Source organism: Candidatus Kaelpia imicola (assembly GCA_030765505.1).
In the GTDB taxonomy this organism is placed as follows: domain Bacteria; phylum Omnitrophota; class Gorgyraeia; order Kaelpiales; family Kaelpiaceae; genus Kaelpia; species Kaelpia imicola.
Genome location: JAVCCL010000043.1, coordinates 110,936 through 137,041, shown reverse-complemented (window position 1 = coordinate 137,041; position 26,106 = coordinate 110,936). Strand labels below are relative to the sequence as shown.

The 26,106-nt window shown below is 37.8% G+C and carries 23 protein-coding genes; 7 read left to right on the top strand and 16 right to left on the bottom strand.

Annotated elements, in window-relative coordinates:
- Positions 1-88: 88 nt before the first annotated feature.
- Positions 89-1,444: a magnesium transporter gene (gene mgtE / locus P9L98_07215; GenBank protein MDP8217078.1), complete on the top strand. Its 1,356-nt coding sequence runs from the start codon at positions 89-91 to the stop codon at positions 1,442-1,444.
- Here mgtE and P9L98_07210 read toward each other — a convergent pair.
- The 16 genes from P9L98_07210 to P9L98_07135 all read right to left on the bottom strand — a co-directional run bounded on the left by P9L98_07210 (position 1,438) and on the right by P9L98_07135 (position 18,488).
- Entirely contained in the window at positions 1,438-2,550 is a 1,113-nt protein-coding gene (locus P9L98_07210) for a DegT/DnrJ/EryC1/StrS family aminotransferase (protein ID MDP8217077.1), read from the bottom strand. The two genes, mgtE and P9L98_07210, sit on opposite strands and share 7 nt — an antisense overlap.
- Entirely contained in the window at positions 2,531-3,619 is a 1,089-nt protein-coding gene (locus tag P9L98_07205; protein MDP8217076.1) for a glycosyltransferase family 9 protein, read from the bottom strand. Before P9L98_07205 ends, P9L98_07210 begins: the two co-directional genes overlap by 20 nt.
- Positions 3,620-3,693: 74 nt before the next feature.
- A complete protein-coding gene (gene gap, locus P9L98_07200; protein MDP8217075.1) occupies positions 3,694-4,704 on the bottom strand; it encodes a type I glyceraldehyde-3-phosphate dehydrogenase in 1,011 nt (336 codons plus the stop codon).
- A 79-nt stretch (positions 4,705-4,783) separates the two neighbouring features.
- Positions 4,784-6,376 (bottom strand): phospholipid carrier-dependent glycosyltransferase, encoded by a 1,593-nt coding sequence (locus tag P9L98_07195; protein MDP8217074.1) that lies wholly within the window; start codon positions 6,374-6,376, stop codon positions 4,784-4,786.
- Between the two features lie 14 nt (positions 6,377-6,390).
- Complete coding sequence (locus P9L98_07190) at positions 6,391-7,182, bottom strand: DUF108 domain-containing protein (protein MDP8217073.1); 792 nt, start codon at positions 7,180-7,182, stop codon at positions 6,391-6,393.
- A gap of 2 nt (positions 7,183-7,184) precedes the next feature.
- Positions 7,185-8,024: a pantoate--beta-alanine ligase gene (gene panC / locus P9L98_07185; protein MDP8217072.1), complete on the bottom strand. Its 840-nt coding sequence runs from the start codon at positions 8,022-8,024 to the stop codon at positions 7,185-7,187.
- Positions 7,987-8,532 (bottom strand): 2-amino-4-hydroxy-6-hydroxymethyldihydropteridine diphosphokinase, encoded by a 546-nt coding sequence (gene folK, locus P9L98_07180; protein MDP8217071.1) that lies wholly within the window; start codon positions 8,530-8,532, stop codon positions 7,987-7,989. The genes panC and folK overlap by 38 nt, the downstream gene beginning before the upstream one ends.
- A complete protein-coding gene (locus P9L98_07175) occupies positions 8,529-9,695 on the bottom strand; it encodes an LL-diaminopimelate aminotransferase (protein ID MDP8217070.1) in 1,167 nt (388 codons plus the stop codon). The genes folK and P9L98_07175 overlap by 4 nt, the downstream gene beginning before the upstream one ends.
- Positions 9,696-9,698: 3 nt before the next feature.
- Positions 9,699-10,523: a hypothetical protein gene (locus P9L98_07170; protein MDP8217069.1), complete on the bottom strand. Its 825-nt coding sequence runs from the start codon at positions 10,521-10,523 to the stop codon at positions 9,699-9,701.
- Complete coding sequence (locus P9L98_07165) at positions 10,490-12,172, bottom strand: PP2C family protein-serine/threonine phosphatase (GenBank protein ID MDP8217068.1); 1,683 nt, start codon at positions 12,170-12,172, stop codon at positions 10,490-10,492. Before P9L98_07165 ends, P9L98_07170 begins: the two co-directional genes overlap by 34 nt.
- On the bottom strand, positions 12,172-12,978 hold the full coding sequence (gene dapB, locus P9L98_07160; protein ID MDP8217067.1) for a 4-hydroxy-tetrahydrodipicolinate reductase: 807 nt from the start codon (positions 12,976-12,978) through the stop codon (positions 12,172-12,174). Before dapB ends, P9L98_07165 begins: the two co-directional genes overlap by 1 nt.
- Positions 12,978-13,853: a 4-hydroxy-tetrahydrodipicolinate synthase gene (gene dapA / locus P9L98_07155; GenBank protein ID MDP8217066.1), complete on the bottom strand. Its 876-nt coding sequence runs from the start codon at positions 13,851-13,853 to the stop codon at positions 12,978-12,980. Before dapA ends, dapB begins: the two co-directional genes overlap by 1 nt.
- 12 nt (positions 13,854-13,865) lie before the next feature.
- The gene (gene dapF, locus P9L98_07150) at positions 13,866-14,678 is read right to left on the bottom strand and encodes a diaminopimelate epimerase (protein MDP8217065.1); all 813 of its coding nucleotides are present in this window, start codon (positions 14,676-14,678) and stop codon (positions 13,866-13,868) included.
- A complete protein-coding gene (gene lysA, locus P9L98_07145) occupies positions 14,675-15,922 on the bottom strand; it encodes a diaminopimelate decarboxylase (protein MDP8217064.1) in 1,248 nt (415 codons plus the stop codon). The genes dapF and lysA overlap by 4 nt, the downstream gene beginning before the upstream one ends.
- A gap of 3 nt (positions 15,923-15,925) precedes the next feature.
- Entirely contained in the window at positions 15,926-17,311 is a 1,386-nt protein-coding gene (gene argH / locus P9L98_07140) for an argininosuccinate lyase (GenBank protein MDP8217063.1), read from the bottom strand.
- Positions 17,312-17,315: 4 nt separating this feature from the next.
- Positions 17,316-18,488, bottom strand: coding sequence for an argininosuccinate synthase (locus P9L98_07135; protein MDP8217062.1), 1,173 nt, complete (start codon positions 18,486-18,488; stop codon positions 17,316-17,318).
- 312 nt (positions 18,489-18,800) lie between these two features.
- Here P9L98_07135 and P9L98_07130 point away from each other — a divergent pair, with 312 nt between their 5' ends.
- From P9L98_07130 to P9L98_07105, 6 genes are all read left to right on the top strand, one after another.
- Positions 18,801-20,120, top strand: a complete 1,320-nt coding sequence (locus P9L98_07130) for a glycosyltransferase family 39 protein (GenBank protein ID MDP8217061.1) — start codon at positions 18,801-18,803, stop codon at positions 20,118-20,120.
- A gap of 115 nt (positions 20,121-20,235) precedes the next feature.
- Positions 20,236-21,618 carry a radical SAM protein gene (locus P9L98_07125; protein ID MDP8217060.1) on the top strand — a complete coding sequence of 461 codons (1,383 nt, stop codon included), beginning with the start codon at positions 20,236-20,238 and terminating at the stop codon, positions 21,616-21,618.
- A gap of 1 nt (position 21,619) precedes the next feature.
- Positions 21,620-23,068 carry a radical SAM protein gene (locus tag P9L98_07120; GenBank protein MDP8217059.1) on the top strand — a complete coding sequence of 483 codons (1,449 nt, stop codon included), beginning with the start codon at positions 21,620-21,622 and terminating at the stop codon, positions 23,066-23,068.
- A complete protein-coding gene (locus tag P9L98_07115) occupies positions 23,055-24,704 on the top strand; it encodes a glycosyltransferase family 39 protein (protein MDP8217058.1) in 1,650 nt (549 codons plus the stop codon). Before P9L98_07120 ends, P9L98_07115 begins: the two co-directional genes overlap by 14 nt.
- Positions 24,692-25,417: a glycosyltransferase family 2 protein gene (locus P9L98_07110; protein ID MDP8217057.1), complete on the top strand. Its 726-nt coding sequence runs from the start codon at positions 24,692-24,694 to the stop codon at positions 25,415-25,417. The genes P9L98_07115 and P9L98_07110 overlap by 13 nt, the downstream gene beginning before the upstream one ends.
- The gene (locus P9L98_07105; protein ID MDP8217056.1) at positions 25,401-26,099 is read left to right on the top strand and encodes a class I SAM-dependent methyltransferase; all 699 of its coding nucleotides are present in this window, start codon (positions 25,401-25,403) and stop codon (positions 26,097-26,099) included. Before P9L98_07110 ends, P9L98_07105 begins: the two co-directional genes overlap by 17 nt.
- Positions 26,100-26,106 lie beyond the last annotated feature (7 nt).

Here is a 26,106-nt window from a genome sequence, read left to right as displayed (position 1 = left end):
CATACTCCACTATAACAGATTTTGCTTGATTAAATTATCCAATTTTCATACCATATTTTTCAAAGCTTATTAAAGTTCTATCTAAAAAATGAAAAGAGAACACCTGATAACCTCTGGGATACAAGAGCTTCTGAATGGTAAAGACTACCCTGCCATAAAAAGTATAATAACAGAGCTATTCTCCCCGGACATCGCAGAGTTACTACAATCATTAGAGCATGAAGAGAGAGTAGAGATAGTTAAATTAATACCTTCAGATAGACTCTCTGAGATATTTAGCTATCTGGATAACAATAGTCAGATTCTCATTCTGCAGGATTTAACTACAGGCAGACTTAAGAATGTTCTTGATGAGATGCCATCTGATGAAAGAGCAGACCTCTTCCTTAGAATCACACCTGAGCTCAAAAAACAACTATTCTCAATCATGTCGGAGAAAGAGAGAAGAGATGTCGAAGAGCTAATCCAATACAAGGAGAATACCGCTGGAGCATTGATGACAACAGAGTTTGCCAAGGTTAACCCCGAAATAAACATTGGAGAGGCAACCGAAATCCTAAGAAACACAGCATTGAAGAGAGAGACCATATATTACATATATGTAACTGATAAAAAAGATAGACTTTTAGGGGTCTTCTCCCTGAAAGACCTTCTCCTGGCACCAGCAGAGAAAACGGTAAGCGAAATAATGAATACCAATTTTATAAAAATCCAGCTTAACGATGACCAGGAAGAAGCAGCATTACTATTTAAAAAATACGATCTGCTGGCATTACCAGTCGTCGATAGCCTGGACAACATTCACGGCATTATAACAGTCGATGACATAGTAGACGTTATTGAACAAGAGGATACAGAAGATTTTCATAAGATGGCAGCAATCGAAACAATATCTGAAGCCTACCTTAAAACCCCATTCCATATCGTTGCAAAAAAGAGAATAGGATGGCTGCTCTTATTGCTGATAACATATACCGTATCTACTCAGCTTATGAAACACTACTCATTTGCCTTAGAGTCAGTCATAGCCCTGGCATTCTTTATACCTATGCTCTCAGGCTCTGCCGGTAACGCCGGGTCTCAATCAGCCACGCTTATTATAAGAGGACTGGCAACCGGAGAGATGAGCTTTAAAGATACCTTTAAAATCATGAAACGGGAGATATTTATGGGGCTCACGCTGGGAACAATACTGGGAGCTCTGGGATTCTTAAGAGCCTACCTCATGCAGGGCAACCCCTTCCTCGGACTTACAGTAGGCTACTCTCTGGCTCTTGTTATAACAATCGCAACTTTCATGGGGAGTATCCTGCCTTTAATTCTACATAAAACAGGAGTAGACCCCGCAATATCCGCAGGACCGTTTCTAACTACCATACTGGACATAACATCAATATTGATATACTTTCAAGTGGCAAAGATGCTTTTAGGCCTTGTTCAGTAGAAACTCTTTATCTCAGAAACTATATAATCTATCTCTCTCTCTTCCAAAAAAGGATTAAGAGGAAGTGAAAGCACTTCATCAGACAACCTCTCTGATACCGGAGCAAGACCTTCGGAATTAATAGACCCTCTGTAGACTTTCTGTAGATGGCAGGGTATCGGATAATGTATGATAGACGGAATACCGCCTAAAGAGAGATGTTCTATAAGTCTCTCCCGCTCTTTGACTCTAACAACATATACATGGTAGACATGCTTTAGGCCGCCCCCTTCAGAAGGGATAACTATCCCGGGGATATCCTTAAGAGCTTCATTGTAATAATAACTAAGCTCTCTTCTTCTATCATTCCACTGATCCAAATATTTCAGTTTAATGCTCAATACAGCCGCTTGGAGAGTATCTAGCCTAGAGTTATAACCAAGCATAGCATGAATATACTTAGACTCTCTCCCATAATCACGTAATTTTAAGAGCTTCTCATACAGAGCCTTACTCTCTGTAACTACTATGCCGCCATCTCCGCAACAGCCAAGATTTTTGGTGGGATAAAAACTGAAGCAGCCTAAATCCGAAAAAGACCCAACCTTCTTTAAATCTTTGCCGACGGATATTGCTCCGCCATGAGCCTGAGCAGCATCTTCAACCACCTTAATATTGTTTCTAGAGGCAAAATCTAATATTGCCGCCATATTAGCAGGTTGACCGTAGAGATGGACCGGTATAATAGCTTTTGTGCGTGGAGTAAGCTTTCTCTTTATATCCTCAATATCTATATTAAAGTCAGCCTCATCGATATCGCAAAATATAGGCTCTGCTCCGGTATAAGAGACCGCCATGGCTGTAGCTATATAAGTAAAAGCAGGGACAATCACCTCATCACCCTCTTTGATGCCCAGAGATAGTAAAGCCAGATATAGCGCATCAGTACCGGAGTTCACACCTACAGCATATTTAACCCCGCAGTATGAAGCAAACTCCTCTTCAAACACCTTAAGTTCACTACCCAAAATAAAGCCGCCTTTTCTTACGACAGAGGAGATAATATCTTCTACCTCTTTTCCTAAGAAGTCGTACTCTCTTTCAAAATCAAGAAATTTTATCTTCATATTGTAATCCTAATAATTTAACATGTTTTTTGAATTCATCAAAGAGGTAATCTACGCTTATATTGCTTAAGCACTTATAATCATTGCACTCAGGAACTTTAAATTTATAATAGCAGGGCCTGCAGCTTAAATCAGCCGTTATCACCCTATGTTTTACGCTTAGAGGATAGGGGCCGTAAATCTCCTCCGGCACCGGGCCAAAGATAGATATGGTTGGTATTCCTAAAGCCGCCGCAATATGCAGCGGGCCGCCATCATTTGTTATGACCAGATCGGATTGAGAGATAAGAGCTGCGAACTCAACTATCTCGGTCTGACCCATATAGTTATAAATATTTTTGCAATTTTTGGGAATAGTAAATTTCAGACTATCATCTTTATCACCCATAACTAAGAGAACCGCTTTAAACTCTCCTGCTATCAGACAACTAAGCCGGCTATATTTTTCATCGGCCCAACGCTTCTTGTAAGCATCTTTACCCCAGCTGGTCCCTCCACCTGGAATCACCGCTATCAAAAGATTGTCTCTTTTCTTAATACTGTTAATCCTACTCTTAGCCCGCTCTATATAGCCAGTTGGAATAGAGAGTTTTTTCTCCGGATATTTAGAATCTAAGCCTAAGAGAGAGAGAAGCCGGAGATGGTATTGAACCAAATGTTTACCCGAAAAACCTTTAAGTGGAAGACTTCTGTTTAGAAATATGCCCCTATTCTTATAATTATAGCCCACTCTTAACCTTATTCCTAAAAACCAGAGCATAAAACCAAACTCTCGAGATAGAGAGAGATCAAAAGCGATATCATATCTCTCTCTCTTTATCACTTTAAGAAAACCTCTGAAATCTCTAACTGCTTTTAACTTTGACTGTGAAAACCTATCACGCCATTCATCTTTTTCATATACATATACTCTCTCTATATCTTCTTGCGCTCTTAGAATATCAGCTACTCTTCTGTTGCAAATATAATCTATTCTGCTGTTAGGATACTCTCTTTTAAGAGCATAGACCATAGGAAGGCTGAATAGAACATCACCGATTCCAAAAGGATTCGTTATCAGAATATGCATAAAACAGCGCAAGGTATGGGGTTTTAAGACCCGATACCTTCTATTTATCTATTTTTCAAATTATCTACTTTAAATTACAGGCCCTGCGAAATTAGATATTCAATGAGATCGACAACCCTTGAAGAGTAGCCCCATTCATTGTCATACCAGCTTAAGATCTTAACAAGGGTTTTATCTATTACCATTGTCATCTCAACATCCAGTATAGATGAATGGTTATCGCCGTTAAAATCTTTAGATACAAGAGGGATATCCATATACCTTAAAATACCTTTAAGGCTGCCTTCGGAGGCCTTCTTCAAGGTCTCATTGACAGAATCTTTATCAACCTCTTTCTCAACCTCAACCACAAGATCAACAACCGATACATTGGGAGTAGGAACTCTTATGGCCATACCGTCAAGCTTCCCTTTTAACTCCGGAATTACAAGAGCCGTTGCCTTAGCAGCTCCAGTTGTAGTGGGAATCATAGATACTGCTGCTGCACGGGCACGGCGCAAATCTTTATGCGGAAAATCGAGTATCTTCTGATCATTGGTATAGGAGTGAATTGTTGTCATTAGACCATGTTTAATACCAAAAGCCTCATGCAATACCTTGGCAATAGGAGCAACGCAGTTAGTAGTACAGGATGCATTAGATATTATGTTATGCTCTATAGAGTTATACTTGCTTTCATTAACACCTAAAACAATTGTTATATCCTCACCCTTTGCCGGCGCTGATATTATCACCTTTTTAGCCCCTGCCTTAATATGCTTTGAAGCTCCCTCTCTATCTCTAAAGATACCTGTTGATTCAATAACTATATCTACCCCCATATCTGCCCAGGGCAGCTCCTCCGGATCTTTAAAGCTCAATATCTTAACCTCTTTACCGTCAACTACTAAAGCTCCATCTCCTGCAGATACACTGCAATCCAGCTCGCCGAAGGTTGAATCATATTTTAAAAGATGAGCAAGTGTTTCAACGGGTACCGGCAGATCGTTAACTGCTACAACACTAAACTCACTGGATTTAAGTCCGGCCCTGAAGACAAGTCTTCCTATTCTTCCAAACCCATTAATAGCTACTTTAACCGCCATCGCATACCTCCTTAAAGATTATTATTTTATAGCCGATTTGAGAAAGAATTTTAACAACAAAGAGACCTCTTTGCAAGCACTAATATTTATCAGCATCATAGAAGATGCTGATACTTCTATCTATATTTCCGGTTTTATAACTCAACTCTTTGTAGAGTCTTAGATTACCTTCAATATAGAGAGATAATTCGGGCTGATAAAATAAAAAGATATCGAATTTATCTAAATCTTCTACCCTGCTGCCTTCAAAATAGTTCAAAACTCTACTCTCATCCAGATAACAATAATCTATTGAATAGTGGCCTTTAACTTCATTGAAGTAAGGCAGCATAGAAGATATCGAATGCTCTACTGAATAACCGGATTTAGACTTTACATTGAGCACCCTGCAGACCTTAATCTCCTCAGGTTCCGCCCCTCCTGCCATATTTATCCTGAACTCATCGAAAGCATCAAGAATCTCTAAAGACCCGCTATAGGATTTATTAGGAGTAGCTATTTCAAAATCTTCGCAATATCTATTCGGAGTCAGTGAAAAGAGTTTACTTAAAAACTCTGTTCTTATAAAACAATTTGCTTTAAAAGGATAGAGACCGTAACTTAAGGTAAGAAACTGCACCAAACCAAAGATAACAGAGAATAGATATAGAGACCGGCGCAGGTATTTCCCAAAAGTGCTTATTCCTAAAGATGTAATTACCGCTGCTGCAGGAGTAACCGCCGCAATATATCTGGCCAGCTTCCAGGGAAAGAGAGAGAATATAATAAAAGGCATAATAAACCAGATGACCAATTCCCGTTTAAATTTAAATCTGTTCTTGAAAAATACCACTAGAGCCGAAACGAACAAAAAAGCATAAAAAGGAGAGAGATTGAAATCAACCAATGGATATAGATAGAAAGTAATGTTTCTTAAAGAGAACCAACTAATATCAGGATTATTGCCTCCCTCTCTCAATAATCTACATAGACCTTCGTTGATAATACCCTTGGGGCTGGAGAAAAACCAGAAACTGGCCAGAAAAGAAAACGAAAGAAAAAAGAGCAGGTTAAGTCTAATCCTCTCTATGTTTACGCTTCTATCTTTAATAACAAGACAGAATTTATAGATGATAACCGGGATTACATATATAAAGAAAGACTCTTTTGTAATCGGGCCTAAGCCGAGGACAAGCGCCGCTAATACAGTATAGAACCTATTCTTAAAATTATTACAATAGAGAAGAAGCATGTAGAACAATGCAACCCAGGACATTAACGAATATTCCAGAAGATAAAAACGTGAAAGCCCAAAGCTTATCGGATAGACTGCAATTAAAAATGCTGCAAACATAGCAGCGGATTTTTTTTGTTTAATCTTTAGAACCATTGCATACACAGATCCGAATAACAGAAGAGAGAAAAAAATATTGGAGAGAATTGCTGTATAATAGTTTAAAGGAAAGAGATGATAAAGAAGAGAAGATATAAGATAGAGAGCAAAGCCCTGTCTCTTATTAAAAATATCAAACCCAGACCTGTAACACCTGACACTATTTGTAATATGAGCTACTTGATCACCTGTAAAAATATCGTCGGACTTTAAAAGGTATAGATAGTTGGCAAAAGCTAAAAGAAGAGCTAAGAAGAGTACGATAAAAACCCCGCTGCGAAACGAAGTGGATTTAATCATCTATTGAACATAGATCATTTTAAATGCCTATCTATATATCTCTTTGCTTCTATAACGGCTGAGCAAATTGCTAGAGCCGAAGTCTTGGGATTACTGCTGGAGGGGTAATTCCTGCATTCAATCTTTAGTCTGGATATCTTAGATTCAACTTCGATTATATGGGTTATAGTGCTATTATCTCCAGAGAGATATATATTGACCTCTATATCATCTAAACCGGACAGGAGAAGAAGTGCAGCAGAGACATTTATGCTTTTCGGAAATCCTTCTGTTGCCTCACTAACACCACCTTTAAAAACAAGACCTCTATATAAATTTTCCAACTTTATATTATTATTAACAACATAGGGCGCATTATTAAGAGCCCTAAGAGGCTTATAGCTGGAGAGTCTTATACTATCTATTCCCCAATCTCTAATCGCCTCAATTGCATCTAAACCCGCAATGGCCCCTTGAGGTATTATAACCTCAACGCCCATATCTTCTGCCTGAGATAGTAAATCTTTAACTTTAAGAAGTCCACCCGTACTCATAACCAGAATATCCCTTCTATATTTAACAACCAGAGGCATAAGATCTTTAACACAGGAAGCTGAAGCTGTCTCTATTAAAAAATCGGACTCCGCTACCACCTCTTTAAGGCTATCCAGACTTTTAGCCCAACTATAACTATTTAGAACTGATCGGATGCTGCTCTTCTCTACATCATAAATATAGACTTCCTCTAAAGAAGAGCTATATTTAGAGAGAACACGCTCTATAACAGAACTTCCTATTGTACCCAGACCTATAATACCGACTTTCATAATTAGAAAACTATATTATCTATTAATCTAATTTTGTCAATCCATATCGCAATAACTAGAATAGATTTTTTTTTGACTTCACTCAGAGATTTTAACGACTCATTATCTACAATATCTACATAATCTATTCTGACATTCGATATCTCTTTAATCTTCTTCTTAAATATAGTTTTTATTTTGACTGCATCTCTCTGTCCATTCTCAAAAAGGGTCTTTGCCTCTTTTAAGGCTTTATATATACTGGCTGCATTATCTCTTGCAGTCTTACTCAAATATTTATTCCTAGAACTCATAGCCAGCCCGCTCTCCTCCCTTAACAGCGGTAAGACTCTTATCTTAAAAGGCATATTCAAATCTTTTATCATGCGCCTGATAATGATAGCCTGCTGAACATCTTTCTGACCAAAATAGACCAGGTCAGGCTGCACTATATTGAAGAGTTTCGCACATACCGTAGTAACACCTTTAAAATGATTGGGCCTGCTCTTTCCGCAGAGAAGAGACGATAACCCGTCAACTTTAACATAACTTAAATACCCTCGAGGATAAAGCTCATCACTGGAAGGATAGAAAAGAATATCCACACCCTCATTCCTGGCAATACTGCAATCTCTCTTAAAATCCCTTGGATATCTTTTACAATCTTCTCCGGAAGAGAATTGAATAGGATTTACAAAGATGCTTAAGACAACCGTATCATTCTCTTTTCTTGCTGCTCTTATTAAGCTGATGTGGCCTTGATGGAGATAGCCCATAGAGGGAATAAAACCTAAACTCTTACCTTCCCGCTTTAATCCTAAATTATTACTCTGTAATGATTTTGGAGTTTTGAATATCTTCATCCCAACAGAGATTATCTTTATTAAAAACAGCTATCTTCTTTATACTAGTATCTTTTCCAATGTTTTCAAGTTCTGCTTTAAAATTCTTACCGTTTAGAGGATCTTTAACGCTTGGAGCTAACTCAAGGAGAGGAAGAAGTTGAAAAAATCTCTTCTTTAATCCCGGATGAGGTATCTTTAGATCATGGCCATCAATAACATTTGAACCGTAAAGCAGGATATCCAGGTCCAGAGCTCTTGGGCCCATTCTTAACCCGCCGCTCTCCCTGCCAAAATCTCTCTCTATGTTTTTAAGCAGCCTCAGGAGCTCGTGAGGTGAGACAGCTACTTCTATTTCAACAACAGCATTTAGAAAATCATTCTGCTCTTTATATCCCCATGGTTCTGATTCAAACAACGAAGATACAACCTTTAGCTCAAAGAGCTTACCCAGCTCAACCAAAGATAACTCCAGAATCTTCTTTCTGTCACCCAGGTTTGAGCCCAAAGAGATAAAAGCTCTACTCACAATACTTTGGCAATCCTCTCAGCAGCCTCTTCAATACGGCTCTTATCATTAACTAACGAGAACCTTAAATAGCCTTCTCCTGAGGGACCGAACCCGGAACCGGGAGTAGCGATAATAAAACATTCCTCAAGCAGCAACTTGGCAAAATCCGCAGAATTCGTCTCAGAGGGAATCTTCGCCCAAACATAAAAAGTAGCTTCCGGAGCTTTGATATCCCAGCCGGATTTGGATAGAGTCTGGATAAAGATATCTCTCCTCTCTCTATATATCTCTCTAAGCTCTGTAATATGAGTATCATATATCCTGAGTGCCTCTATAGCCGCATACTGTATGGGGTTAAATACTCCGGAATCTATATTCGATTTCACCTTTCTTAAATACTCAATAAGATTCTCATTTCCGCAAGCCCAGCCAATACGCCACCCGGTCATGTTGTAGGTCTTAGAGAAAGAGTGAAACTCTATAGCAACCTCAGATGCACCTTTAACTTCCAGGATGCTGCAAGCTCCGGAAGAACCGTAGGTCAATTCAGAGTAAGCAGCATCATAGAGCACTATAAACTCAAATTCCCGGGCCAGATCAACAATTCTTTTAAGATCCTCTTTTTTGATAATTGCCGCAGTGGGATTATTGGGATAATTCAGATAGAGCAGTTTGACTTTTTTTAAAACATCCCTGTTCAAACCTTCAAAATCCGGTATAAAATTATTCTCTTCTTTAAGCGGGAGATAGTATATCCGGGCACCTGCAAATATCGCTCCGCTACGGTAAGGAGGATAGAGCGGTTCCGGTATCAATACTGAATCACCGGGATTAATAACAGAGAGCGGAAAATGGGCAATCCCTTCTTTAGAACCTATCAAAGGCAGAATCTCATTTTCAGAATCTATCTGAACATCAAATCTCTTTGAGAACCACTTGGATATCTCTGCTCTAAAGATACTCAATCCTAAATCCAAAGGATACTGATGATTAACCTGATCTTTGAGCCTCTCTTTTAAAACTTCTCTTATCCGGGGAGGTGTAGGAAGATCAGGATCTCCAATACCCAGGTCTATAAGATCTCTGCCTTCGCTCTTTAATCTCTTTTTAATCCTATCTATTTCAACAAAAAGATAAGGGGGTAATTCTTTAAGCCGCCGGGCAACCTCATATTTAACCATACCTTAAGCCTTCCTTCTTATAGCTTCTAAAACGTCACGCTTTACCGTCTGAAATTTTTCTCTACTGGAGATAAAATAACCATCCCATCTATACCTGCTCCAATTAATCCAAAAAGAATTCTTCAATATATATATCCCTAAAAGGGTATTATCATTCTTATCTCTAAGCCTTATATAGCCTAAAGAGGTATCTAAAGTAGCATCGCTTCTTATAGACTGCAGTTCAATGAAAAAATTCTTTAGTATACTCTTTAAATATTCATTCTCTACATACTTAAGATGATCGTCTACCGATTTTGTTCTTAAATAGACAATCCATTTTTTGTGATTTATAAAAGAGAAAGGCCTGAAATAGATCTTCTTTATACCCAGACTCTCATTAATCTGATACTCATAGATATCAATAAAAGTAGGATTAAGATAATGAGCTCTCTTGACAAATTTCTCTGAATAAGAAGGCGCAAGTATGATAATTCTGGGAGCGAGAGTAGGGTCTATATTGTAAGATTTATATCTCTCCTGAAGACTCTTTATATTCGTAAGCGCCCAATCAAAGTGGTCGATAGATTTGAATATCAAATCATTAACCTCTCCCTCTCCGACTTCAACAATGGCAAATCTTCCAATCATATCCACCGCCATAATATCTATCTTACCGGCGGGAGTAGAGATATCTCTATCTAAGCCAAACATTCCTCTCTCTAAACTGCTAAGCCCTTCAAAGAGAAGCTCTGTTATTCCGGAAATATTTTTTGATCCATCTTCTCCAATAGCGTTATTTTTTTTAGAATTACTTATGCCGTTATTTTTAAAGTGAGTAAAGACCATTCTTCCTCCGGTTTCTTAGAACAGTAATTGAGAAACTCTTTGAATATATCATCTGTAACTCTCTCTCTCTTATCTTTCAAGCAATCCTTAAGATGCCCTAAAAACTTATCGGTTATACCGCCGCTTCTGGAGAGTATCTTTGCAATACCGCCGCTATATCCAATAAGCATAGCATTACCTTTTACAGAGACCTCCTCCTCTTTAAAAGGAACATCTCTGGCTATACCCAGAGGGGTAGGTTCTTCTGCAGCAAGGATATTTACAACCCCGTCTCCATTGACAAATATCAAAGGGTCGTGCCCAGCGTTGACATATCTTAAGTTGCTCTTCTTTGCATCGTATAGAACGTATGCTAAAGTTGCATACTTGGCCTGCTCTGCATATCTGAACATACTGTTATTCAGAACCTGTATAACCTTACTTGGCTCTTTATAGACAGAAGCAAAATCTCTCCAACTATGTACTACCTCCATAATATACTCCACCCTCTCTATCCCGCTGCCTGGAACCCAGCCTATAACAACTCCTAATTCACCTTTAGAAAATTCCAGAAATTGATAAAAATCCCCTCCGACAAAATCCATCTTATAGCGATTTACGCTAACTAAGGCACCATTAGAACTTAAGACCGCATTAGGTAAAACCTCTCTCTCTTTGAGAAGTCGTGCCAGTTGAGTATCTTTTCTCTCTTTCTTGCAAACTCTGCTATTATACTCTTTTTCAAAAACAACAACTGCAAGAGCTAGCAGCGCAAATATAGAGACTGGTATTAACTCAATATAATTCCTGCTAATAGTGAAATAGAGTCTCTGGAATGCAAACCAGCCAAAAAATATCAATGAAAAAATAATAAAGAGATGCTTAAACTTAAGTGACTTCAACATAATACAGACAATAGAAAAGATGAAAATCCCAATATATATTGTAAACTCCACAGGTAGAACAGAGAAGGTCCTGTGGTTCAATAAAGCATATAAAAATGAATATAACTCTGGCAGAGAACCCCCGTCTTTACTTAAAAACACTATGCTATTACTAAGATCGGCTATATTGTTATCGCGGTAACCCTCTTTTTTCAGCATGCCGAAAAGGGCAATATTAGATGCGGGGACAACTCTGACATTCTCTTGGAGAAGAAAATAAAACTTTCCTCTTTTACTCAACGCTGCTCTCTCACCATCCCCTTTAAGAGCAAAATCTACACTAGGCATATCTTTGTAATTGGTAAATGAATAGAGGAGCCCATTCTCCTTGCCGTATACCATGTGGGTCTTGAATTCCGTTTTTAAATCTTTGATATTCTCTGCAAATGGGATAATCACCTTATCATTCTGTAAAAATTTATTAAACCCTTTTATATCTTTGGCACTTTCGACAAAATCAGGATTTAAAACCAACTTGTTGGGCTTAAAATCCAGAATATAAGTAATGAGATAATCCAACCAATTACTACCCCAGGGCCAAAGCTCTCTCTCTCTAAAATTCTCCTCAGTTAAAGTGACTACCACAATCTGACTGGCAGAAATATCTTCATCTTTCAGATATCTTGAAAGAACGGACTTCTCAAACCTCCAGAAAAACCCTGAAAGAGATAGAATAACACCTATTAGAACAACAGATGTTATAAGGTATATTTTTACTTTTTTCATTACCCGCCCAGCTTAGCAGAAATCACATCCTGCATAGTATAGAGCCCCGCTTTTTTATCTTTGATATACTTAGCCCCCAAAATTGCCCCTATAGCAAATATGTCGCGTGAGACAGCAGAATGGCTTAACTCTACAACTTCATTATTACCCGCAAATATAATCTTATGTTCTCCCACTATTTCGCCCAAGCGAAGAGCGTGTATAGCCAGCTCATTTTTCTTCCGCTGAGTGTTGGACTTTTCCCTGCCGCAAGTAAGTACCAGATCTTTTCTAACACCTTTTATCAGTTCGGCAATTCTCTTTGCAGTCCCGGACGGCGCATCCTTCTTCTTATTATGATGAACCTCAACAATCTCTATGTTATAATCCTCGCCCAACAATTCAGTCAGCTGCGGTATAATCTTAAATAGTACATTAACACCTATGCTCATATTGGGTGAAATCAGAACTGCGGCTCTCTTTGAAAAGCTCTCCAGCTCTTTAAGCTGTTCTGCATTAAAACCGGTAGTTCCGATTACCATGCCTTTGCCAAACTCAGAGACTATTCTCAAATGCCTCAAAGTAGCATCAGGAGCGCTAAACTCTATAACCAGATCTGCATTCTCTATATATCCTCTTAGATCCTCAGCTATTAGAATACCTTTATTTTCACCTAAGAGAATAGACCCTATATCCGCTCCAAGACCGAGAGAGGTAGGCTGCTCAATCCCTGCAATAAGCTCTATCTTAGAGTCCAGAAGAGCAAGCATGGATATCTCTCTGCCCATTCTCCCCAGACAACCTGAGACTATTACTTTTGTATTCATTATATCAATCCGTATTTTTTGATTATTGACCTTATCTTCACTCTATTTAGAGTCGATACTCTTACCATAGGAAGCCTGAGTTCATCCGATATAATACCTATCATACCCATAGCTGTTTTAACAGGGGCGGGATTTGTCTCTAAAAACATCGTCTTAATCAATGGATATAAATTTATATGTAGTTTTCTCGCAACTCTTAAATCTCCGCTCTCAAATCTCCTGACCATATCTTCGACCTCCCTGGGTATAATATTGGCCAAAACAGATATGACTCCGACTCCCCCAATAGACAATATCGGAAGCGTTAGAGCATCATCTCCTGATATCAGAAGAAACTCTTTAGGACATAGACTCTTAATAGCCGTCATCTGATCCAAGCTGCCTGTTGCTTCTTTTACCCCGACTATATTCTTATATCGTCTTCCAAGACGTGCTATAGTCTCAGGGCTCATGTTAACACCTGTACGTGATGGGATATTATAGAGTATTAACGGTATCCTTACCTCTTCTGCAATAGCTTTAAAATGCTGATAGAGTCCCTCTTGAGTAGGCTTATTGTAATAAGGACATATAAGCAAAGCTCCGCTAGCTCCTCTCTTCTGAGCAAATTTAGTATACCTAATAGCCTCTTCTGTAGAGTTAGAACCTGTACCCGCAATGACAGGGATACGCCCGGCAGTCTCCTCTATAACAGTCTCCACGACAGTCTCATGTTCTCTCTCAGAGAGCGTTGCAGACTCTCCTGTCGTTCCACATGGAACAAGAGCTGAAGTGTTGTTCTTAATATGGTATCTCACAAGCTTTTTTAAGCCGCTTTTATCCACCTTACCGTCTTTAAAAGGTGTAACAAGTGCCACCATAGAACCTCTAAACATATACCTTACCTCCTATTTAATTTTAAATTTTGATTCAAAGAGAAGCTCTGCCTCACCTTCAAGATAGACATCGCTAAATCTTCCCTTCTGATAAGAATACGAAACTCTCAATCTTTCGCCGCTTAAAGGAAGAACGACTATATTCTTAGAGTCATAACCTCTTTTCAATCCAGCTATCAAAGCAGAGGCTACACAGCCTGTACCACAAGCCAAAGTCTCAGTCTCTACCCCTCTCTCATAAGTTCTAACAGCAAGATACCCTCTCTCCCAATGCATAAAGTCCACATTGGTTCCCCGAGGCTTAAAAATAGAGTGGTGCCTTATCTTTGAACCGATATTAAAGACATCATAGCCGCAAAGGGTGCTTACCTCAACAACAAAATGGGGAACTCCAGTATCCAGATAATCGCCCTCTATTGTCTTCCCATCTACCTTTACTTTTAAATTCGGCCTGTATTCAAAAGAAGCTCCAATCTTAATCTTGATAAAATCATCTTTTTTGACCTTACCTATTATAATACCTGCCTTGGTCTCAATAAAAGAATTTATAGCTATCAGCTTCTTATTATAAGCCCAGAGAATAAAAGACCTCATTCCGTTGCCGCACATCTCAGCTTCAGTTCCATCAGAATTAAATATTCTCATTTTAAGGTCGGCTCTCTTTGAACTCTCTGCAACCAGAAGCCCGTCTGCACCAACACCGTATTTTCTACTACATAACTTAATTGCTGTATCTCTTAATTCGGATTTAGAAAAAGTTCTGTTTTTGATTATGACAAAATCATTTCCACTAGCAACAGCTTTATGAAAAGAGATAATCCTCATTTTAAAAACCCCGGTATATTCTCTCCTCTTATTAAATCCTTATAATCTTCAGGCTCTCTGATAAGATGAGCACTATTGCCTTTAACCATAACCTCACCACATCTAGGATAACTATTATAATTCGATGCCATCGTAAACCCGTAGGCTCCTGCGCTAAATAGAACTATTCTATTTCCGCTCTTAAGCTGAGGAAGCTTTCTGGATAAAGCCAGGAAGTCTGAGCTTTCGCAAATCGGACCTACAACATCGTATAGCTCTTTTCTCCCAGCCCTCTTTTCAATCAATCCTACCTCATGGTAGGCAGAGTATAGAGCCGGCCTTATCAGCAAATTCATACCTCCATCAACTATGGCAAACTTTTTATCTATACCATCCTTGACGTATTGGACTGTGGTAACAAATATTCCAGAATTACCGGCAATAAACCTTCCCGGCTCCAGAATAAGTTTGAGTTCGGTTTTCTTTATCAAACCTTTTATCTCAGATGCATATTTTTGAGCAGTCAAAGCTTTCTCATCTTTATAGATGATTCCTAATCCACCACCGATATTTAAATATTGGAAATCACAATCTCTCTCAGATTTTAATCTTAAAGCAACCTTTACAGCTTTTAAAAATGGCTCATTATAAATAATTTGAGATCCGATATGTAGATGCAGACCTGAGATTAATAGATTCTTATAGCTGTCTCTGTTTTGCAGAATACTTTTTATAACACCATAGGAGAGTCCAAACTTTGTCTCCTTCTTCCCTGTTGTAATAAACTTATGTGTCTTAGAATCTACGTCGGGATTCAATCTCAGACAGACACCCTGCCTCTTACCCAGGCTCCCGGCAGCCTTATTAATTCTTTCAAGTTCAGGGAGAGACTCAATATTGAAAAACTTTATACCTTTTTTGATTGCATAGATTATCTCATCCTCTCTTTTGCCAACCCCTGCATATACAACTTTAGATGCAGGGCAACCGGATTTAAATGCCCTGAAAAGTTCTCCGCCTGAAACAACATCCATACCCGCTCCAGCCTTAGATAGCAATCTCAGAACAGCCAGATTGGAATTTGACTTAACACTAAAACATATAAGCGGAGATAACTCTTTAAAAGCGCTTTTAAGTTTTAAGAAATGGTCCAGAAAAGTATTGGCGCTATAGATATAGAGCGGTGTCCCAAACCTCTCCAGGAGAGAAGAGAGTTTAACATTCTCTGCATAAAGATGGTTGCCCCGGTATTTAAATCTATGCATTAGTTATAGCTCAGGAGACTCTAATAATATCTCCCACTCCTTTAACCTCTTTAAAAAATACTTAAAGTTTGTAGAGCAGTCAACCTTTTTTCTTTTTAGAGATTTACTGACACTAAAAAAATTGTCTATCTTTATATCCCGACCTAATATTTTAATCAACTCCTCTCTCTTAAAATCCGCTATATTACTCTTGCTCTCTTCCGCCTTCCTCAAAAGCCTACCTACCCGCCAATGAGCCTCTTTATGAGATAAGCCATCTTTAATAAGTTCATCCGAAATATCTGTCAAATAAAACCTCTCATCTTTTAGCAGCTCTAAAGCCCTGTCTCTATCCAAATATGTATTTAAGATAACTATCTCAGTAGCATCTAAAACAGCTGTAGCCGAAAGATATGATGAGAAAAGCGCCTTCTTATCCAGTTGTAAATCGCGGTTATAGGATGTTGGGAGCCCCTTTAAGATATCCGCCATAGATACATAGGCCGCCAGGGCTCCGGAAGAATAAGACCTGATAAGCTCTACAGGATCAGGGTTTTTCTTCTGCGGCATCAGGCTTGAACCGGTAGTAACCTTATCCGAGAAATATATTATCCCATATCCCGGGCTATTGTATATTATCAGGTCTTCTGCAAGTCTGCTCAAATGTAGGAGAAGAGTAAGATTAGCATTAAGATATTCCAAAATGAAGTCTCTGTCTGAAACCATATCGATGCTGTTTTTTCCCAAGCTTTTAAATCCAAGCTCTCTTCTTAGTTTATCTCTGTTTAATTTAAAATTGCTGCCGGCAAGAGCACCGCTGCCCAAAGGCAGCAGGCTTACACCGTCAAGACAATTGATTAACCTTTTTTTATCTCTCTCTAGCTGCTCAACGAAAGACAGCAGCCAATGCCCAAACAGTACAGGCTGAGCATATTGAAGATGAGTAAATCCTGGAATAGCTGAGTCGTTATACTTCTTTGCTTTCCTCAGAAAACCCTTTTGCAGTTTAGTGATAAGTTCAACCTCTTCAGATATAGCATCGAGTAAAAACATTCTCATAACAGTAACAACCTGTTCATTCCTGCTCTTACCGGCATGAATCTTATCTACAAGAGAAGAGACTTTTTTCCTTAGCAGAGAATAGAAGAGAGAGTGTATATCCTCTTCTTTAAAATCTATCTCTATCTTTCCATCGGAATACTCTTTTAAGAGCTCTTTTATAGCCTTTTTGATAGAGCTCTTCTCTCTCTGAGTTATCAGCTTAAGGCTCTGCAGCTCACCTACCCAGGCAATATTGGAATAAGCCTCATATTCAAATAGAAACCAGTCATAATTGATACTCTTGGTGAACTCCAGAATAACAGGATCCAGACCATCTTTAAATCTTCCGCCCCATAATTTCTCTTTCATATCATTACCTCATATAGGCTTGAGACCATATCTTTATAAAACCCTCAGACGCCTTATGTTCAAACTTATCTTTATCGGTATATGTAGCCATGTTATAGTTATATTTTGAATTCTTGGACTCTCTTCCTGCAACTTTAATATTGCCTTTATGCAATTTCAACTTTATCTTTCCATTGACAGAGCCCTGCGTAAAATCAATAAAACTGTCCAATGCTTCTCTTAAAGGTGTAAACCAGAGACCGTAATAAATTAACTCTGCATATTTACTGGAGATAGAGTTTTTAAAGTGGGATAACTCTCTATCTAAAACCAGAGATTCCAGCTCTCTGTGAGCAAAATATAGTACGGCAGCAGCAGGGGATTCATATACCTCCCTGCTTTTTATTCCAATCAACCTATTCTCCACCATATCCGCCCTGCCTATACCATGCCTGCCGGCTATCTTATTAAGCTTACTAACTATCTCAACTGCAGATAACTTCTTGGAGTTTAAACCTACGGGCACTCCTTTTTTAAACTCAACCTCTATATATTCTGCTTTCTTAGGAGTCTTATCCAGAGAACTTGTAAGCATAAATATATCCTCCGGCGTCTCCTTATCTATCTCTTCAAGCACTCCGCACTCAATACTTAAACCCCAGAGGTTCCTGTCAATGCTATAAGTGGACTCCTTAACCTCTATTGGAACTCTCTTCAGCTTCGCATATTCAATCTCCTCTTCCCTGCTTTTAAGTTCCCAGATTCTTAAAGGAGCAACTATCTCCATCTTTGGAGCCAAAATTTTTACAGCAACTTCAAACCTAACCTGATCATTGCCCTTGCCGGTACAACCGTGAGCTATGGCCTGAGCCTTCTCTCTCTTTGCAATATCTACAAGGTGCTTGGCAATAAGAGGCCTGGATAGAGCAGTAGCCAGATAGTACCTGTTCTCGTATAGAGCTTCGGCCTTAAGGGCGCTAAAAGCATAGTTCTCGATAAACTCTTTCTTTAAATCCCTGAAAATAATTCTCTTGGCTCCTGCTTTTTTGGCTCTTCTAAGGACAGAATCGAAACTCTTTTTTCCCTGGCCAACATCGGCGCTAAAAGCAGTTACCTCATACCCCTTATCTATTAACCATGGAATAGCAACAGATGTATCAAGACCTCCTGAATACGCCAAAACTATTTTTTTAGCCATAATATCCTCCGATTATTTAAAACAATATGATACCCGAAAAGCAACCTTTTTTCTATTCCAAAAACAATATTTTTCCTATGCTGTAATTATACTACCATATATAATGTTAAAATGCTCAGTCGTATTTCCGGAATCAAAAAACAGAAATATATATTACTTCTCTTAACAATCGTACTATTCCATCTAAGTGCAAACATCATATGAATTAATGCTAATACCTACCCTGAACTGGCAGAAGAGATAGGGCATATCGGAGGAATTACCGGTATCTATAGCTATCTTAAATATGATAAAGAGTATAGTCCAACTGCTATATTTAGAACCTTTGCTAACCCTAAAGCCGAAAAACCGCATCTATTTTATCTTATCTCATTCGCATTTATACAGATTGCAGGCTTAAGATATACAACTTACGCCATGACAAACTCTCTATTCCTTATCTTCCTTATCATAGCAACCTATACTATCGGAAAGCACCTAAAAGACAGAGAGACAGGATTGATGGCTGCTGCAATATTATCCCTCTATCCCCCAATCTACCTCTATTCCCGCAGCTACAATTTAATATTACCAACTACAACAATGGTAACCTGCTCGATACTTGCGCTTATAGAGAGTGATTTTTTCTCCAAAAGATACAACTCTATAATCTGCGGAATAATATTAGGGTTGGGGTTGCTTACAAAACAGAGTGTTTTAGTTTTTATATCAGGACCTTTAATCTACCTTGCCTATATCACTATAAGAGGACAGAAGAAAAACAATTTAAACAATCTCATAATCTGTTTTGCATTTACTCTCCTAATAGCACTGATATATTATTACCCTTTAGAATACCGGATAAAAGACTTGATAAAACTATCAACTCTTAAAGATAATCAACCGATATTCTTTTATATCTCTACTTTAGGCAACCTATCTCTCTCTTATTATTCAATCTCATTAATCGCTTTAGGCCTATACTATCTCCTGAAGAAAAAACAGAAAGAGAGACATATATTGTTTAGCTGGATTATCCTTTCGATGATTATACTGAGCATAGCTACAACCAAGAGAGACCGTTATATAATTCCTATAATGCCAGCACTAGCTATTATATCAGCATACGGGGTAACTGAATTAAAATGGAGAAAATTAAAAATATTAATCTGGATAATAACATTATATTTCGGTTTGCTATATTTTTTCAAATTCAGCTTCTTCGTAAACTCAAAACTGATGAAACCTGATAACATCTCTAAATATTTTATCCCAAAGCATACAAGGTATGGCAACCCTATAAGATTGTTAAAATTCAATGGTCTGCTTTTGCATCTCAATAACTCTAATCGTAACTTTGTAAAGATAGCCCTAATTGAAGAAGATGGCTACTCGCAGTGGTTGCGTATATTCTTAACAGAACGCGGATTTAGAAATGTGATGTTTTTTGAAGACCACCAAGAAGCTTTGGAAGCAGATAATGATTTCATTATATTTAGCAGTAAAGAATCGGCATTAGATAAAACCGGCATCATTGGATACGAGTTGCTCTATAGCAAGCAAATAATATTTGACTGTAGATTCGACCCGATATTAAAAATCTCAATCTTTTTATTTAAAAAGACACCTTGGAATAAAAATGATAATATTTGATAATAGAATGCTAAAACATCTAAACTTTATGCTTTATAGTCCAAAACAGAATGAGATGCTATAATAGTCAATACACATTAGATAACTTTATAACTTAAAATCAACAAGGCTATCAATGATAGATTCATTAACTTTTATCTTCCCGCGTCTAAAATATAGATCCGGAGACCCTCCTTTAGGAATATGCTCAATAGCCTCTTATCTAAAAAGACAGCATCCAGAGCTAAAGATAAACATACTGGATAGTACCTTTCACAACTCCTTTAAAAAAATAAAGAATGAGATATCCAGAATAAGACCCCAAGCCATAGGCATATATATAGACTCTGTTATGTATAAAGCTGTCCGGGAACTGATAAGAGAGCTTCCTAAAACCACTATTCTCATTGCAGGCGGACCCCAGGTAACAGTAGCACCGGAGAGCATAATAGATATTGTCGATATCGCAGTCATAGGTGAAGCAGAGGATACCATGAACCGGCTGATAGAGAGGCTGCCTCAAAGAGATTTAGATAGTGTTCCAAGTATATATTTCAAGAGAGATAGAACAATATTTAAAAGCCGGGAAGAACGCAAACAAATAGAGCTTGACTCTTTAGAGATACCAGCGCTGGATCTACTTGAAAATCTTGACCAATACTTCGACCTATGGCACTACCTCGACCCTTTGGATCCGGCTAAAAGAGGGTTAAATGTCATAGCCTCAAGAGGATGCTTATTCAACTGCAGCTACTGCCAACCTACCTTACGATTGATATTCGGAGACGGTATACGCTATAAAAGCCCTCAGTATCTGATAAAAGAGCTAAATTACTATAGAGAGAGTTTTAGAATAGAAAATTTCTTTTTTCATGATGATACCCTACCCGTAAACAGAGATTGGATAAATAGATTCTGCGATATAATCCAAAACAATAAGATGAATATACTCTGGGGCTGCAACAGCAGGATAGATACTGTTGATGAAGAGCTGCTCAATAAGATGTATCAATCAGGCTTAAGAGTAATACATTACGGGATTGAATCAGGGTCTCAAAGAATATTAGACCAGGTCTACAATAAAGGGATAGAGCTAAAGAGAGTAGGCAAAACCATAGAGAGTACCAGGAAGAGCAGGATCTACCCCTCGGGTTTCTTTATGATAGGCGCACCGGATGAATCAAAAAAAGAGATCTTAAAGACTATAAACCTATCTTTAAAATTGAATCTTGCCGAAGCGAGCTTTTCGATAACAACTCCTTTTATCGGAACGCTGCTTTATCAAAAAATGAAGAAACTATCTATATTCAAAATACTCGGCTCCTCCAGTAATTTCGATTACTATTCTAAGGTATCATTTCAAAACGGGAATAATAATGCTCTTGTTGTATCCTTACTCCAAAAAACAGGTGTCACTCTATTCTATCTTCACCCGCGTCACTGGGCTTACTTAATGAGACACTTCAGGAGTCTCCGAGGAATAAAAAAACTCTTAAATAAGATAGCGAGGTTCTTTTAAAATGCATATAAGTTTTATAAATCCTACTCTCGGTAATGACTATAGCGCTATGGATATAGCTATCACTTATCTTGCTAGTTACGTAAACAAAAAATCAGAACATTCAGCTTCAATAATAGATCTAACTTTTCACAAAAGACACTGGAGAGAATATTTAAAAACAAAAATAGAAAAACATAAGCCAGACTTAATCGGCTTCTCAAGCAATACGATGTATATGCAGTATGTAAAGACCGTGATGGAAGAGATTAAAGAACATTACAATCTACCCATAATGGTGGGAGGGCATCACGCATCGATATACCCTGAAGAGACAATCAACATTCCTGAATGCGATGCTGTCTATATCGGAGATGGAGAGATACCGCTTTTAAACTATCTGAATAGAGTCAGGGATAACGAAGAACCATATAATACTGAAGGTATCTGGTTCAAGAGAGAAGACCAGATCATAAGGAACGGCGGCGGCAGCTTCAATGAGAATCTGGACGCCCTCCCCTATCCCGACTGGGATCTCTGGGAAGACCTGGATAGATACTTCTATTTTCTGGGCATGCTATACATTATCGGTTCCAGGGGCTGTCCTTACAGATGCAGCTATTGCGATGCTCATGGAATATCAGATGCAGTGGGAGGAAATTATTTCAGAATGCGCAATCCAAAAGATTATGCCCAAGAGATGTTATACCACTGGAACAAATACAAAAACCGCAATCTAAGGCTGCTGCAATTATTTGACCCTGTATTTACAATAGACCGGACCTGGCTTGAAGAGTTCTGTTATAATTACCGTAAATTAGGGCTGGCTAAGGAGATAAAGTTCAGTTCTTTTGCCCGAATAGACAACCTGGATGAGGATAGGCTCAAAATCCTCGCCAAGTCCGGGTGTGCATTGTTGAGAGTCGGAATTGAAACCGGTAATGAGTATATACGAAGTAATATTTACAAAAAACCTGTTAGCAATAAAAAAATTACAGAGATAGCCAAACTCTGCAAAGAATATAATATAGCATTAACCGCTTTTTATATATTAGGCGGCCCGGGAGAGACAAAAAAGACAATAAAGGATACTATAAGATTTGCTGATAAGATAAAGGCGGAACGCTCTGCATTTTTTATCTATAAGCCTTTCACAAGAGAAAGCATCGAACAGATATACTCTTTAGGGGGTAAGATAGATAAGAGAAGATGGAAGAAGGCTAATAATATAACCTTTGGAGCAGCTATATACACTAAAGAGCTTACGCCTAAAGAGATTGAACATTATCAGAAACTGGCCTATTTTATAACCTTCGGCAAAAGATTACTATCTATGATTAGAAAACAGGGCCTTAAATATTTTCTTCACCTCTCTATCTATATCTACAAGGGTCTGATTAAAAACGGTCTCAATATAGCCTATCTACTGATTTACTACCATATATACGGATACGATAATGTCGATAAATAAGATAGATAAAAAAAACAGCAAGCATCTGCTGATGACCCTGCTGTCTATCTCTGCATTACTTTTTATAGCAATAAATCTACTCTGGGAACATTATAATTTCAACTTTAGCTATATGTGTATGGGCTCAGATAATTTTAATAGCATAATAGACCTTTTTATAAATTTACAACACGACATTGGATTCTTAAAAGACTCTCTTTACTTGAGCTACGGCCATAGCTCTTATCCCTCACTCTATTTTCTGATTCATTCCCTGACAGGATTAATTCTGGGAAGAATAAATCATATGACAGTAGTAACAGTTAACTCTGTAATAGTATTAATATCAGCTCTATTTAGCTATAAAATATCATCAGTTCTTAAAAATAGGTCTGCAGGCTGCATAAGCTTTATTATCCTGACACTCTATCCTGCAACTTACGGAATATCCCGCTATCCGATGTTAGAGACACTTATCCTGGCTTTAGTTCCCCTGATAATCTATCTGATTATAAAAAGCCAGAACTTCTCAAACACCAAATATTCAATACTCCTGGGGCTATCTCTCTGTTTGGGGCTATTAACTAAATATCACTTCTTGATATTTGTTGTCCCAGGCATTATCTATGAACTCTTTAAGCTAATAATTAACTGGAATAAAAACTCAACATCTACCAATAAGACTAAATGTTTAAATATAGCGCTAATAATCTTTATCGCCTTAGCCCCTGCTATAGGCTACTATGTAAAAAACTATAAAGAGATAATTAGATACCTGCTTATGAGCTACAGCAGAAAGGGTCTAATAGGTGGAGAGACGATACCGTCTGGCAGCTTAAACTCCTGGTTTTTCTATCTTTTTACACTTATAAATTATCAACTATCATTACCATTCTTCTTAGTGTTTATCTCGGGCACTATAAATCTAATCTTTCGAAAAAAAATAGACCAAAATTTTACACATCTATGGTTAGCTATTTTAATCCCCTATCTCTTCCTTCAAACCGGAGATGTAAAATGGGCGCGTTACAGTATCGGCTATATCCCAATATGCGCCATAATATCGGCCATATTCATATCCGGACTTAAAAAAGGATTACGCAATACAACAATCTCGGTATTGTTTTTATTCGGGATAACGCAGAATATTTCATCCTCTTTCCTAGAGATCAAGCAGAAACCCCTTCTTAAAACAAAACTCTTCAAAGATAGAGATTATTATGACGCTAAAGGTAATATCTATCCCCTGTTATACAATTATGAGGTAAGACCGCCGGATTATAATAATAAGATTATCTTTCAGAGTATAATAGAGCAGATCAAAATATACTCAACTGATAAATTGATAATAGATATGTTTATTAGAGAGAGCAAATCCCATCAACTATGTAGTGAAATAAGCGCCTACCTTAAAATATACGCCGATAAGCACTCTCTCAAATATAGGTTGATATTTACAGCTAAAGATATAGAACAGATAATAATGGATGCAAAAAGCTTCAAAGAGTCAATATCGGTCTTTAGAATCATGCCTGAAGAAGAGAGCAGGCTCTATTCACTCTCCGATAACATAGAGAGAGAGGAAGTACTTAAACTAAGACTAACAAGCACTGATTCAAAGAATTTAATAACACACCTATTGCTATGGAAAAAATAATCAGGCATTCAATAAGCGTAGTACTGCCATTTTATAATGAACAGTATCATATAGAGAGAGCCATAACAGATATTAACGATTATTTAGTTCAAAAGTTCCAATCCTATGAAATTATACTAGTAGATGACGGGAGTAAAGATAGCTCTTTCTCTATAGCCCATAGATTGAGCCTTCATAACGATAGAATAAAACTTATCAAGCATAACTCTAATACAGGTTACGGTGCATCGTTAGCGACAGGATTTAAAAACTGCAGTAATGATACAATATTCTTTACTGATTCCGACAGGCAGTTTGACATAAAAAACCTTGAACTATTACTACCGAGCATTAGAAACCATGATATAGTAATCGGCTATCGTAAAATAAGAAAAGACTCTCTTTTGAGAATAGTGCTCTCAAAAGGCTATAACCTGCTCATGCGATACATATTCAACCTTAATGTGAAGGACATAGACTGCGCTTTTAAACTATTTCATAAAGACATCTTTAATAAAATAACTATTGAATCTAAAAGATTCTCTGTAAATACAGAGATATTGGCAAAAGCAAAAATATTCAATCTTTCTATCGCTGAGATATCCGTAGAACATTTTCCAAGACTCGGAGATTATTCAAAGATAGGCATCCAGGATATTCCAAGAACACTTAGAGAGGTATTCCGAATATGGAAATCTACTCGCAGGATAAAAAAAGATGCTGAACTATTTTAAGCTTACCCACAACTACTGGTGGATAAAGATAAAGTATGAGACCGCACTAAAAACCCTCAAAAAACTAAAGATGCCCGAAGAGACATTGATACTTGATGCAGGCTGCGGCAACGGTTATTTTTCAAATATAGCCTTAAACTATAAAAAAATAATAGCCCTGGATTTAAAAACAATGGATAACAACACTATAGAGAATCGAGTAATCGCGAATTTGACCAATCTACCGTTTAAAAAAGAGAGCTTTAAAATTGTAGTCTCCTTTGAAGTATTAGAGCATATAAAAGATGACAAGAGAGCCTTAGAAGAGATATCCAGAGTTTTAGAGAAATCCGGACTTCTATTCGGCTCTCTACCCATGTCGCCTACCCTCTGGGGACAGCAAGATAAGCTTAACAAGCATTACCGCCGCTACAGAAAGAGAGAACTCTTGGATAAACTATCCAAATCCGGCTTTAGTAATACAGAAGTTGATCTTTTTGGCTGGACAATATTTTTAGCTGTATATCTATTCAGAAAATTTCAAAAAATATTAAATATAAAAAAAGAGACGGATGACTGTATAAATCTACCTGATTTTTTAAACAATCTCTCCTTCTTTTTTATAAGATGGGACTTAGCCTTTTCTAAGAGATTCAATATACCTTTTGGAGTAAGCTCAATCTTTAGAGCTCGAAAATCATAGGACAATT